The organism is Cyclobacterium sediminis (assembly GCF_054781075.1).
Genome location: NZ_BAAGVC010000001.1, coordinates 1 through 12,436, shown reverse-complemented (window position 1 = coordinate 12,436; position 12,436 = coordinate 1). Strand labels below are relative to the sequence as shown.

The 12,436-nt window shown below is 38.9% G+C and carries 12 protein-coding genes; 5 read left to right on the top strand and 7 right to left on the bottom strand.

The features are described 5' to 3' along the window. Positions 1-6: 6 nt before the first annotated feature. Together ACYVHJ_RS00060 and ACYVHJ_RS00055 are read right to left on the bottom strand one after the other, a co-directional pair. Positions 7-255, bottom strand: a complete 249-nt coding sequence (locus ACYVHJ_RS00060; RefSeq protein WP_460511456.1) for a NifU family protein — start codon at positions 253-255, stop codon at positions 7-9. Between the two features lie 5 nt (positions 256-260). Continuing rightward, the gene (locus ACYVHJ_RS00055) at positions 261-1,358 is read right to left on the bottom strand and encodes an Mrp/NBP35 family ATP-binding protein (protein ID WP_339903271.1); all 1,098 of its coding nucleotides are present in this window, start codon (positions 1,356-1,358) and stop codon (positions 261-263) included. Between the two features lie 396 nt (positions 1,359-1,754). Here ACYVHJ_RS00055 and dnaG point away from each other — a divergent pair, with 396 nt between their 5' ends. The 4 genes from dnaG (at position 1,755) to surE (ending at position 6,516) form a co-directional block, all read left to right on the top strand. Continuing rightward, positions 1,755-3,692, top strand: a complete 1,938-nt coding sequence (gene dnaG, locus ACYVHJ_RS00050; RefSeq protein ID WP_460511454.1) for a DNA primase — start codon at positions 1,755-1,757, stop codon at positions 3,690-3,692. Positions 3,693-3,770: 78 nt separating this feature from the next. Next, positions 3,771-4,988 (top strand): bifunctional 3,4-dihydroxy-2-butanone-4-phosphate synthase/GTP cyclohydrolase II, encoded by a 1,218-nt coding sequence (locus ACYVHJ_RS00045; RefSeq protein ID WP_460511452.1) that lies wholly within the window; start codon positions 3,771-3,773, stop codon positions 4,986-4,988. An 83-nt stretch (positions 4,989-5,071) separates the two neighbouring features. Beyond that, entirely contained in the window at positions 5,072-5,725 is a 654-nt protein-coding gene (locus tag ACYVHJ_RS00040; RefSeq protein WP_460511450.1) for a hypothetical protein, read from the top strand. Next, complete coding sequence (gene surE / locus ACYVHJ_RS00035) at positions 5,725-6,516, top strand: 5'/3'-nucleotidase SurE (protein WP_460511447.1); 792 nt, start codon at positions 5,725-5,727, stop codon at positions 6,514-6,516. Before ACYVHJ_RS00040 ends, surE begins: the two co-directional genes overlap by 1 nt. Positions 6,517-6,666: 150 nt before the next feature. Here surE and ACYVHJ_RS00030 read toward each other — a convergent pair whose 3' ends face one another. From ACYVHJ_RS00030 to ACYVHJ_RS00010, 5 genes are all read right to left on the bottom strand, one after another. After that, positions 6,667-8,148, bottom strand: a complete 1,482-nt coding sequence (locus tag ACYVHJ_RS00030) for a nitrilase-related carbon-nitrogen hydrolase (protein ID WP_460511445.1) — start codon at positions 8,146-8,148, stop codon at positions 6,667-6,669. A 79-nt stretch (positions 8,149-8,227) separates the two neighbouring features. Next, positions 8,228-8,818, bottom strand: a complete 591-nt coding sequence (locus ACYVHJ_RS00025; RefSeq protein WP_460511442.1) for a Crp/Fnr family transcriptional regulator — start codon at positions 8,816-8,818, stop codon at positions 8,228-8,230. 974 nt (positions 8,819-9,792) lie between these two features. Continuing rightward, positions 9,793-10,215, bottom strand: coding sequence for a glycosyl-4,4'-diaponeurosporenoate acyltransferase CrtO family protein (locus ACYVHJ_RS00020; RefSeq protein ID WP_460511440.1), 423 nt, complete (start codon positions 10,213-10,215; stop codon positions 9,793-9,795). A gap of 170 nt (positions 10,216-10,385) precedes the next feature. Continuing rightward, complete coding sequence (locus tag ACYVHJ_RS00015) at positions 10,386-10,547, bottom strand: hypothetical protein (protein ID WP_460511438.1); 162 nt, start codon at positions 10,545-10,547, stop codon at positions 10,386-10,388. Positions 10,548-10,755: 208 nt separating this feature from the next. Further along, positions 10,756-11,781, bottom strand: a complete 1,026-nt coding sequence (locus tag ACYVHJ_RS00010; RefSeq protein ID WP_460511436.1) for a prolyl oligopeptidase family serine peptidase — start codon at positions 11,779-11,781, stop codon at positions 10,756-10,758. A 133-nt stretch (positions 11,782-11,914) separates the two neighbouring features. On the opposite strand from ACYVHJ_RS00010, the gene ACYVHJ_RS00005 reads away from it, so the two are divergent. After that, positions 11,915-12,043: a hypothetical protein gene (locus tag ACYVHJ_RS00005; RefSeq protein ID WP_460511434.1), complete on the top strand. Its 129-nt coding sequence runs from the start codon at positions 11,915-11,917 to the stop codon at positions 12,041-12,043. Positions 12,044-12,436: the final 393 nt, after the last annotated feature.

Genomic DNA, 12,436 nt, shown 5'->3' with positions numbered 1-12,436 from the left:
AATAAGTCAGGCTACTTCAATATTTACGGCTTCAACCCTAATGATTTCAGGTATTGCCTTTTTTATCGCTTCTTCTACACCGGCCTTAAGCGTCATGGTAGACATGGGACAAGAACTACAAGCCCCTGTAAGTTCCAACTGAAGCACCATATCTTTGGAAAGGTCTACGATCTTCACATTTCCACCATCTGCTTCTAAATAGGGCCTGATCGTATCCAGCGCCTTTTCAATTTGATCTTTGTATTGATCCAACATTGTCTTTAAACTTTAACCTGTACTACTTCTGTTTTACTTGCAGCAGCATTTCTGATGGCTACTTGTCTTGCTACACCTTCTGCAAAGTTGCCGAAAGCTTCTGCCATTACTCCCTCCTTCAACACTGCCGGATAACCACTGTCTCCACTTTCTCTGATGCCTTGAACCAAAGGAATTTCCCCCAAATAGGTAACGTCATATTTTTCAGAAAGTTTGCGTCCGCCTCCTTGTCCAAATATATAGTACTTATTGTCAGGTAGTTCGGCAGGTGTAAAGTAAGCCATATTTTCTACAACTCCCAATATAGGCACATTGATCTGGGCTTGCTTAAACATTGTTAACGCCTTGGTAGCATCCGCCAAGGCCACTTTCTGGGGTGTGGTAACAATTACAGCACCGGTAACGGGTAAGGTTTGAACCATAGTAAGGTGGATATCTGAAGTTCCCGGAGGCAGATCAATCAGCAGGTAATCCAATTCTCCCCATTCCACATCTCCAATAAACTGCTTCAAAGCAGAACTTGCCATCGGACCTCTCCAAACAACTGCATTTTCTGCAGGAGTCAAAAAACCTATGGACATCAATTTTACACCATACTGCTCTATGGGAATGATAATGTTTTTGCCATTCACTTTTTTGATGGCAGGTTGCTCCCCTTCTACATTAAACATTGTAGGAACAGAGGGACCAAAAATATCTGCATCTATCAAACCTACTTTGGCCCCTGATTTGGCCAAGGCAACGGCTAGATTAGAGGAACAAGTACTTTTCCCTACCCCGCCTTTGCCTGAGGCGATGGCAATGATATTTTTAACATTTGGCAATAAGGGTGCATCATTTCTGACTGTAGTTACATTTGAAGTCATCAAGATATCTGCCTTTACATCCTCGCCAAGTGCTTTTTTTAATGCCTCTTCACAGTTCATCCTGATCAACTCCTTTAAGGGACAAGCCGGGGTGGTGAGCACCACCTTAAAAGAAATCTTTTGGTCACTAATAATTTCCAAATCCTGAATCATACCGAGGGTCACCAAATCTTTTTTTAGATCAGGGTCCTCCACTGTAGATAGGGCCTGTAAAACTTTTTCCTTAGAAATATTCATTCCTGATTTTTGATTTTTATGCAATTTATAGCTAATCCTCCGTTAATAAAATATTTTCATGCTTTATGGCGGGATTTGTCCTTGCTAAACTTACTTTACTTTTAAAAGATCTTGCCTTTACCGTTATCACTTCAGAGAAATTTTTCACCGTCACAATATGCCTTTATTATTTAAAGTACAATTTGTCTTGAAGATAGCCAGCTTTTGTATCAAGCCAAAGGTTGACGTTTCAGCAAGTGCCTGTATTGTGTTAGTTTTAAGATCTTTTAACCCTTTGTAGCGAAATTCACTTAACTTCTCAACTATTAAAAGGCCAAAATAGTTTCTAATTTTGAAGGAGTACTGTCCAAAGAATTCTCGTTCATAAAGCTTATCTTTACACTTCGATAAAAAACTATGGCCATATCTAATCAAACAACGGACAAGGTAAGAGAGCGGGTAGACATTGAAGAAGTGGTCAATGACTATGTCACCCTGAAAAGAAAGGGACAAAACCTTTGGGCTTGTTGTCCTTTTCACCAGGAAAAGTCCCCTTCTTTTTCCGTTTCCCCTGCCAAACAAATTTACAAATGCTTTGGTTGTGGTAAAGCCGGGGACCCTATACAGTTTATCATGGACATTGAAGGGGTGGGCTTTCCGGAAGCGATCAAGCATCTGGCCACAAAGTATGGCATTGAAATAGAGGAAGACAAGAATATTGATCCCATAGATATTCAAGCATACAATGAAAAAGAGAGCCTCTACATTGCCCTAAATTTTGCTAAAGATTTTTTTCATGAAAACCTTCAATCCGGGGAAGGAAAATCCATTGGTCTTAGTTATTTAAAAGAACGTGGGTTTGATATCGCCACCATAGAGAAATTTGAACTGGGCTATTCACTAGATGGTTGGGATCATTTATTGAATAAAGCCAAAACCTCGGGCTTTGAGGAGACCAATCTCCTGAAGGCAGGGCTGATCCTCGAACGTGAGAACAAGCCCGGCAATTATTATGACAGGTTTCGAGGGCGAGTGATGTTCCCTATTCATAACCTGAGCGGAAAGGCCATTGCTTTTGGAGCGAGGATAATGACTCAGGACAAAAAGCAACCCAAATACATCAACTCTCCTGAAACGGCCATTTACCATAAGAGTGATGTACTCTATGGAATCTATCAGGCCAAACAAGCCATTCGCCAAAAGGAAAACTGCTACCTCGTAGAAGGCTATACCGATGTAATCTCCATGCACTTGGCTGGTGTGGAAAATGTGGTTGCTTCTTCAGGCACCTCACTTACTGAGAATCAAATAAAGTTAATCAAGCGATTTTCTGATCAGGTCACTGTATTGTATGATGGAGATGATGCCGGTATCAATGCTTCTTTGAGGGGTATAGACATGTTGTTGGAAGGTGGGCTGAACGTGAAGGCGGTGGTCTTCCCCCCCAATGAAGATCCGGATAGTTTTTCCCGAAAAGCCGGAAAAGAGGGTTTCCAAAAGTTTCTTGAAGCCGAAGAAAAAGATTTTATTCATTTTAAAATTGACCTGTTCACCAAAGGGGCGGCAGATGATCCCATAAAAAAAGCAGAAGCCATTCGGCAGGTGGTATTAAGTATTTCCAAGGTTCCGGATCCGATTATTCGTTCCGTATACGCAAAAGAATCCGCCAGGCTCCTGGGTATGGAAGAGGACATCTTACTCACAGAACTCAATCGCCAATTACTAAAAAATCAACAAAAGAAAAGCCCATCAAAATTCCAGAAAGCGCCTGAATCCAGCCCTATTGAGCAGCTACTTCCCGGCACACCGGCGGAAGAAACGAAGAAAACAGGACCAAGAACCATAAAGGAAGAGCGCGAACTTGTTAGGATTCTAATCAACTATGGTTTTGAGATGGTTTCTGAGGAAATGCATGTGTGTGAATACCTGCTGGAGGAAATAAAAGACCTGAACTTTGGTACACCCATTTACCAAGAATTGCTCAACCATTATAAAAATGCTTTGAGGGAAGGCACCATACCCAAATTCGATTATTTCTTAAAAATTCAAAACCCTCAATTGAAGACTGAAGTGATAAACATGGTGGCCCCAACCAGAGAAATTTCTCAAAACTGGGAATCAAAGCATCAAATTTTTTCCAGAAGGGAAGCCGATGATCTTCCGGAAACCACCTATAAAACCTCATTAAAGCTTAAAAGTGCCTATTTAAAAAGGATGCGTGATGAGCTTGAGGAAAAAATCAAGTTAGGGAAAGAAGAGGAATTAGAGGAATTATTGACCATGCATATGGAACTTACGCAGTTAAAATCCAAAATAGATCGTGAATTAGGTAATGTAATCCCTTCCAGAAATTAAACTAATATTTTGTAAAAAGGGTTAGTAAATAAATAATCGTAATTTTGTGATTACATATTAAATACTTTAAAGAATAAAATGAAAGATACAGTTTATCTTGATCCAATAGAAGACGCGATTGCGGCAATAAAAAACGGTGAAATCATTATTGTGGTAGATGACGATGACCGCGAAAATGAAGGGGATTTTATTTGTGCAGCAGAAAAAGTTACCCCGGAAATCATCAATTTTATGGCCACTCATGGTCGTGGGTTAATTTGTGCTCCTTTGGTAGAAGACCGATGTGAAGAGCTAGGTTTGGAGTTAATGGTTGGTACCAATACTGCAGCTTTCGAAACCCCTTTTACTGTATCTGTAGACCTTATTGGACATGGCTGTACCACAGGCATTTCCGCAAGCGACCGTTCCAAGACCATCAAGGCTTTGATCGATCCTGAGATTAATCCTGATGAGCTAGGTAAACCCGGACATATTTTTCCATTGAAGGCAAAAAGAGGTGGGGTATTGAGAAGATCAGGGCATACAGAAGCAGCCATTGATCTGGCCCGTCTCGCCGGCTTACAACCTGCCGGGGTACTGGTAGAAATCATGAATGAGGATGGCACCATGGCCCGTCTTTCTGACTTGGTGCATGTGGCCAAAAAATTTGATTTAAAACTGATATCCATAAAAGACCTAATTGCTTATCGACTGAAGAATGATAGCCTGATAAAGCGAGAGATAGGCGTGGAAATGCCTACCGAATTTGGCAATTTCAAATTGATTGCTTACAAACAAACCAATACCAATGAAACCCATATGGCCTTAATCAAAGGTGAATGGAAAGAGGGCGATACGGTGATGGTAAGGGTTCATTCTTCTTGTATTACAGGAGATATCTTTGGGTCTTGCCGCTGTGACTGCGGACCACAGTTGCATGAAGCCATGAAGATGGTAGAAGAAAACGGCAAAGGTTTGGTACTTTACATGAATCAGGAAGGACGAGGCATCGGTTTAATCAATAAGTTAAAAGCCTATAAATTGCAAGAAGAAGGAATGGATACCGTGCAAGCAAATTTGGCACTTGGTTTCCCAATGGACAAGCGGGATTATGGTGTAGGGGCTCAAATTCTTAGGGATTTAGGCGTATGCAAAATCCAATTGATTACCAACAATCCAACCAAAAGAGTGGGCCTTTCAGGTTATGGTTTGGAAATTGTGGATACGGTGCCTCTAGAGATTAATTCCAATCCACATAATGAAAAATACCTGATGACCAAGAGAGATAAAATGGGGCATCAGATTCTGAAAAAATAGTTTTTGGTGATATTATTTCATAGGTCATTCAACACAAAATGATTTTTTTTCGTTATTAGTGTAGAATCAAAATAGAATCTGTCATGAAAAGATCCATAAATTTAATTTTGTGCTTGTTTCTTATCACCGGTGTTTCCATGGCGCAGGAATTCCCTTCCCAGGTTTGGCATCCGGGAAAAGTCTTCCTGACCTCCGGGCAAATGTTTGAAGGAAAGGTGAAATATGATTTGGATGCAAATGTTGTATTGGTACAAACTAATACTGTGGAAACCTTTAGCTCTGCCTCTATCACCTATTTCGAAATTTTTGACGAAGTATATGGTGGAATCAGAACTTTCTATAGTCTGCCCTATGCATTAAATTCAGATTATAAAACCCCAATATTCTTTGAGGTGCTAACTGAGGGAGAAGAAATCACCCTGCTATGTAGGGAGTTTATTACCACAGACAATCGAGGTTATAACTCCTATGGCATGAGAGGAATGTACATGAATCCCATGTGGGGAATGCCAATGATGGGTAGAGGTTTCAGTAGATTGGACTTCAACTTTTATTTCCTTCAAGACCAAAAAATATATAAATACAATCAAAAGAAAAGTGTTTTACTCAAAGAGATTATGGACGACAAATCCTCCGAAATGAAATTGTACATGAGAAAACACAAGCTTCATCATGACAAAAGAGGGGATCTTTTGAGAATCACAGCCTATTACAATCAATTAAAAAGTAATTCTTAATGTCAAAACCTTTAATTTTAGTTTCCAATGATGATGGCATAACATCCAAAGGAATTCGCGTGTTGGTAGAAGTGATGAAGGAATTGGGGGAAGTCATTGTTGTGGCCCCCGACAGCCCTCAATCGGGCATGGGACATGCCATCACCATTGGTAATACTTTAAGGCTATCAGAAGAAACGATTTTTCCTGAGGTTGTTGCCTATAAATCCAGTGGCACACCTGTGGATTGTGTAAAACTTGCAAAGCACTATGTTTTGAAAGACAAACAGCCTGATTTGGTGGTCAGTGGAATCAATCATGGAAGCAATACCTCCATTAGTGTGCTTTATTCAGGCACCATGTCTGCTGCCATAGAGGGAGCCATTGAAGGTATTCCTTCTATCGGTTTTAGTTTGTGCGATTACAGTTCTAATGCAGATTTCTCCCATGTTAAGGAATATGTAGCACAGATTGCCCGCCAAGTCTTGGAAAATGGAATTCCTAAAGGGGTAGCATTAAATGTAAACTTTCCACCCAAAAGGAATGAACCCTTAAAAGGCATTAAAATTTGTCGGCAAGCCAGGGCCAAGTGGCAGGAAGATTTTGAAGAAAGATACGATCCCAATGGCCGGAAATACTTTTGGATGGCAGGGAATTTCGTCAATTTTGACAAAGGAGAAGACAATGATGAGTGGGCCATCGCTAACAATTATGTCTCCGTGGTGCCTTGTCAATTTGATATGACGGCACACCATGCCATTGCTCAAATCAACAATGACTGGAACTGGGAAGATTTGAAAGCGAATTTATAGTGCCTACTGCTGATCCATCAGCATAGACACAGTACCTATATTTAAAGTGCCGGTTTTTAAATCGGCACTTTTTTTATGGATGCTTAGTCCCACAATTATTTTTACCCGGATTAGGTTATAAGCATTCTCCGCCCTGACAATAGTCAGGGGTTAAGCCTGTGAAAATGTACCGGGTTTTGATTTATTTTTTGATCGAGACACAATAGCCATAAACGACAGTAAGAACCCTATACACAGGTAGACGAAGCTATCTTGAATAAGAGAGAATAATGTAGTGACACCTTTGGTAGGTAGCAGTGAATACATGATTTTATCATTATCATCAAAACTGCTCATTTGTGAAACCATTTCACCGTAGGGTGTAATTGCTGCAGAGAGCCCAAAACGCGTTGAACGAAGAACCGAGTGACCTTGCTCAACTGCTCTAAAGGCTGCCATTTCTGTATGAACAGGGTCAATGCCTCTCCAATCACTTGACGGTAGCATAACCATATCTGCTCCTAATTCACCATATCCTTTTGCCAGATACGGAAAATCATAGTCATAACAAATTGCTGCTGCGACTTTTGTTCCTTTTATATCAGCCACTTTTAAAGGCGACTTACCTTGCACAGCTGGCTCTCCTGGTACGGGTTCATGCTTGAGGTAGGTATGCGTAATGTTTCCTGACGAATCGATAAATTGGTACTTGTTCTCATACCTCAAGGGAGTTTGTGAAATGGGTGACACATAAGAAGCTACCAAAGTGATATTAAGTTCAGCGGCTAGTTCCCTGATGGAGTTAATCCATTCCTTCTCATCTTCAGGCATAATAAATATGGCAGCTTCGTTCCATGAAATTATTTTTGCACCTCCGGCTGCGGCAGTTCTGGTTCGTTTAAATAATGAAGTTTTAGTCTGTTCAGTTCTTTCCTTGGTTGGCAATGGTAAACCACTTGCCTCCGAGTCTGTTCCAACTGCAGCAACAGTTACAGTGTCACTACCATTGGCTTTACTCCTATCGTATCGGATGGAGCCAAAAGCAATTAAAAGGAACAGCATAATTAACGGGAGCTGAAATGTGGGAATGGTGGTTTTTCGTTCAATAATGATATTGGCAATTGATACATTAACCCAGTAAATCAGAAAGCTTAGACCGGCCAAGCCAAACAAGGATACTGTTTGAATCAATGATACATTATCATGCATGGTATATGCAGCTACTCCCCAACTGGCAAGAGGTGTAAAGGTGTATTGAATCCATTCCATAATAACCATGATGACCGGAAATAGCAACAGTGCATATTTTTGGTTTTTAAATTTACTCCAAATCAAGTATCCCGGTAAATGAAATAAACTTATTGGAATGGAGTAGAGGAAGACCAGCATTAGTGGAATTGGATCGCTAATAATCTTCGTTACAACAAAGGACCAGGCCATAACCAAAGCCAGGAAAAATGTTAATCTTGACTTCCAACCTTGTGTAAGACTTAGATAAATTAAAAATGGAACACTTGAAACCCAAGCCATAACCTCAATACTAAAGGTCATATGCGTTAGTGCCATGGTAGCTACTCCAATTGCGAGATACCAAAGTGGATTGATTTTATTTACATTAAATCCTTGTGTGGTGGTACTTGAGAAGTTCTTCATCTTTCTTTGTTTTTAAGTTCACTACAAAGATTGATGATGCGAATTTCGAATCCATTAACATTTGTTAAAGGATGGCATTTTACTCCAAGAGCCCTTTTCGGAGCCTGCTTAGGGAAATATTTGTAATTCCCAAATAGGAGGCGATGTCAACATGTGAAATTAGATTCTCCAGAAAGTGATATTTTTCCCTAAAAAGAATAAGCCTTTCTTTAGCGTTCAGGGAGGCAAGTGCTATTTCTTTTTCGACTTTTGCAAGGAGTTCATTTTGTAAAACCATATTTCCAAACTCGCGTATGTCAATGTGATTTATCATCAGCTGCTCAAACTTGTCAGCGTTTAAACTGGCTACGGTAACCTTTGTAAGCGCTTGAAAGTTGAGGTGAGATATTTGGTTCGCTGTTCTCGTTTTATTTGGAGAGAGTACACCCCCTTCAAGAAAATAAGATATGGTTACTTCCTCACCTTCCGGGCTTAGCAAAAAGCTCCGGCAGATACCTTCGTAAACAAAGTATTCCTTGTTATTTTTTTTCCCTCTATCAATAAACACATCTCCTTTTTCATAAACTTCAACTACAATCAAGTCACACATCAGATCTAATGCCCCCTCCGATACAGGAGACACTTTGTTGACTAATGGTCTTGTTCGTTCTTTAATCTGGTCGAAATTCATGATTATCTATTATTTGCTACAAAGGCCTCGGAAATGAAACTGGGGCATTTCGGAGCGATTAACTTTCCACCGAAACGAAAGTTGCTACGGAGAACAAACCTTTCGGATACCACTGCCCTTCCCATGTTTTCTTAGGTGCTGTTACCGGGAGGTTATTTTCTTTCTGCCCAGTTTTCTAGTTTTATGTTTTGATGTACCGGAAGTCTTTAATGTTGTCGGTTACTAAAATAATTTCATTTGTTTGTGCAGTAACACCAATTATCAAGTCAAATTTATCATGCATAGGTGTTCCATTTTTTCGAAGCAAGACCTTTTTCCTTGATGATTTACTCGAGATCGAGTTTACCTCTCAAAAAAAATGCACATATACTCGTGCCAAGCAAATATTGCACATATCAAATTTTCAAGTCTTTTGATCTGAATTTCCTGCTTTCCCTAATATCTTTTCTGATTTCTTCGGCTGGATTTTCTGAAGAAAATCCTCCGAAGGAACTAAATAAATCCTTTTCATTAGACTTTCTTCCTTTCCTAATAGATTTTGTGAGCCGTTCCAGCAACTCAAATTTGCTTACCGAACTCAAACTTCAAAAAGCTCCGAATAGGTTTCCACAATATGGCATTCTGCATGTGTCAGAGCCTAAATTTTAATAAATATATGAAATTATATCAAAAAACTGATTTCCATTCTACTTGGTTCTTCTTAAACTTCCCTGTAAGGTTATGGCAGATTGACGTCGGCCCCTTTACGTGTCCTTCCTCTGGGCCTGATTCCAATCGGGGTTCAGCTTGAAGACGGCGGGCTTTCGGAGACGTTCACTTTAAGCCTACTCCTAACTTCTTAAAGATACTGGTTTTTATAGTTACTCGGTACCGTCTGCTGTATCCAAAGTGAGGTTGCTACAGTTTTTTAATTTCATTTTTTTCAGTTCCGTTCGGATTTATTTTTTAGTTCGGTTTAGAATTTTGCTTTGATTTTAGTTTTCAATATTCAATTCCGCTTTAGTTCCACTAACACTTTTATTTTTTTCTAAAATTCTCAATATTCTAATTCTGTTATATCGTTGCAGAAATATTGGGTAAACATTTGCATATAAATTAATTGCAATTATCAATAACCATTGTAGGACCGATAACTGGTCGTACTTAAAAACAACAATCAGGACACTAACCAAAATGAAAATCAAGTGTATTATTTCATATTTTCTTGTTTCCTTTTCTGCTTTCTGTAATTCTAATATCCTACTGTTTCGAGTTAAATTAATCTGCTTTACGTTTCTCCATTTTCTAACTAAATCACCATCAGTAATCAAATATTTTTTGAAATGCTTTATTCCCAAATATTCATAGATGGTTTTTTGATTGTATGTTTCAAAATATTTAGGTTTAAAATATTCCAACGTTTTTTATAATTATGCTAATTTTAAAATTGTAACCAAGGGGTTTCAGCTTGGCGGCGGGTACCCGGAACTGTACTCTTCCAGCCTACTCCTGACTTTTTAAAGATATTGGTTTTCATATTTAATCGAAACCGCCCGCAGTATCCAAGGTGATGTTAGCGTTTTATTGTTTATTTCTTTTTCCCTACATCCCAAAATGTTGTCTCTAAGAGCTTTTTTAAGGATTTAATTAAATCTTTGTCATCTAGCGTTGCTAACTGTGACTTTGCTATTTTACTGAGCTGAATAAATCTGTCTTCCTTTTTCTCTTCTCTTTTCGTTACTCTCGGCATTGGTATGAGTCGTGGCAGATTGCGCGGTACTTTCTTGTCAAACCTCAGCGCAGTTTGGGCAGCCTACAAACCTTGATATTTAGTACTTTCCCTGACATTACTTATACAAAATGTTGTGTTTTCGTGCTTTTCCTTTCCTCGTAGTAGGTCAATAAATATTGCATTAAAGTCCTCTAAGTCAATTTAGAAAGGAATAGCTACAATGCGCTTATTCAAATTGCTTCTTAAAAAATGAAATCATTGGCCTTAAATAATCTTCATTTTCACCTATTAGGAATCCGTGTCCACCCTTTTCAAAATACAACACTTCCGAATTGATACCAACATCGTTCATTTTGTCAAACATATCCTGAGATTGAATCCATGGAACCACTTGGTCATCTTTACAATGCATAAACAAAATCGGAGGATCATTTTTATCTACATAATTAATTGCGCTAACTTTTTCCCAGCTTTGGTTTTGCTCTGAAAAATGAGAACCAATCCATTCTGAATTTGAGGCAATTTTTGAATTTATATTTGGCTGTAGATCAATTTGAGCGCTATCTGTAAACCTAGAAACAAAATCAAAAACGCCTGCAAATGCCACTGCAGCCAAAATGGAAGTTGAATCGCAATCGCTCTTTTTCTCATAAGATAAATTTCCCGTTACTGCTAAAAGAGCCGCCAAAGTACCTCCTGCAGACCGCCCTGTCGCACCAATTTTGTCGGGATTGATCGCATATTTATTGCTTACAGAACGAATAAAACAAACTGCCGATTTAACGTCCTCTATTGTTGTTTCATAAGTATATTCAGGCCTTCCTCTATAGGATATCAATGCTGCTGCATAATGGTTTTCTGCAATATATTCTGCTACATACCGAAACCTCTGTCCATCCTGGGACTTAAAGCCACCTCCCTGAATTACAACAATGCATGGTACATTTTTAGGGATATTATTTGGAATAAATAAATCCAGGGACAAAGGATCATCTTTTGTTTCTATGAATTTTAAGTTCTTATAAATAGTATATGTGTCCTTGCTTTCAATGTTTTGCTGTGAAAAAACGGAGGATGAAAATAAAACTGTGACAAAAAATATACAGACAAATTGTTTTGGGGTGTTTTTTAACTTAAGAACCATAAAAAAGGTATTGTAAAATAGATAATTATGACTTGGGATATCCATATTATTATATCTTTTTTGGTGAAGGTATGCTGTCCATCGTTTGCTAAGCATGAAACGTTTCATGTATGGTGTCATAGCATCCCGAAGGGTATGCTACTATTCATTTTGTTGAACGAATCCTGCTAAAGCAGGAAGCCGGCTTTAGTGCCGTTTCTTACTACATTAGACTTATCGTTAATATTCAACATTTTAAGCTATGAAAAAAAAGCAATCTATCCTTGAAAAAGCCTGTGAAAATGTACCAGGCTTTGATTTTCAACTCAAAAGACTCCGTAGATCAAAAACCATTTCGGGGACACTTCATAACTTCCCCGGCTGGGTGTAGAATCCTCTACACCCTTTTATTCCTAACTTACTTTGAAGTCGAAATCTTTTATATGCCATTTGCAATGGCTTCTGAAGTCCCCCTTTATGTAAACAAATGGACAAAATTTTGAATACTATACTGAAATTTGAGACCCCATCCTAATCAACAATTCCCTCGGGCAGCATTCATTTGCAATTCATTCAAGGATAGCCTATTTTTGGTTATGGGAGAGGCTTATCAAATAAGAGATCAGGAAATCGAGCCTGCCCGAGGCAGACCGGCATGACAAAATCGTAATGCCAAAGGAGGTCTCGTCCTGAAAATGGTTGACACTTTTGTTTTTCAAATATAGTAAGTGTTTTAATTTTTAAGAAGTTTCATTTAACTTACAGTACCACGATAAAGCGGAGG

Excerpts from the sequence above, each read along its gene's own strand:
- ACYVHJ_RS00025 (WP_460511442.1), bottom strand. The coding sequence starts at position 8,818 with ATGAATTTCGACCAGATTAAAGAACGAACAAGACCATTAGTCAACAAA.
- ACYVHJ_RS00005 (WP_460511434.1), top strand. The coding sequence starts at position 11,915 with ATGAAAAAAAAGCAATCTATCCTTGAAAAAGCCTGTGAAAATGTACCA.
- ACYVHJ_RS00060 (WP_460511456.1), bottom strand. The coding sequence starts at position 255 with ATGTTGGATCAATACAAAGATCAAATTGAAAAGGCGCTGGATACGATC.
- ACYVHJ_RS00030 (WP_460511445.1), bottom strand. The coding sequence starts at position 8,148 with ATGAAGAACTTCTCAAGTACCACCACACAAGGATTTAATGTAAATAAA.
- ACYVHJ_RS00010 (WP_460511436.1), bottom strand. The coding sequence starts at position 11,781 with ATGAAACGTTTCATGCTTAGCAAACGATGGACAGCATACCTTCACCAA.
- surE (WP_460511447.1), top strand. The coding sequence starts at position 5,725 with ATGTCAAAACCTTTAATTTTAGTTTCCAATGATGATGGCATAACATCC.
- ACYVHJ_RS00045 (WP_460511452.1), top strand. The coding sequence starts at position 3,771 with ATGAAAGATACAGTTTATCTTGATCCAATAGAAGACGCGATTGCGGCA.
- ACYVHJ_RS00055 (WP_339903271.1), bottom strand. The coding sequence starts at position 1,358 with ATGAATATTTCTAAGGAAAAAGTTTTACAGGCCCTATCTACAGTGGAG.
- dnaG (WP_460511454.1), top strand. The coding sequence starts at position 1,755 with ATGGCCATATCTAATCAAACAACGGACAAGGTAAGAGAGCGGGTAGAC.
- ACYVHJ_RS00040 (WP_460511450.1), top strand. The coding sequence starts at position 5,072 with ATGAAAAGATCCATAAATTTAATTTTGTGCTTGTTTCTTATCACCGGT.
- ACYVHJ_RS00015 (WP_460511438.1), bottom strand. The coding sequence starts at position 10,547 with ATGCCGAGAGTAACGAAAAGAGAAGAGAAAAAGGAAGACAGATTTATT.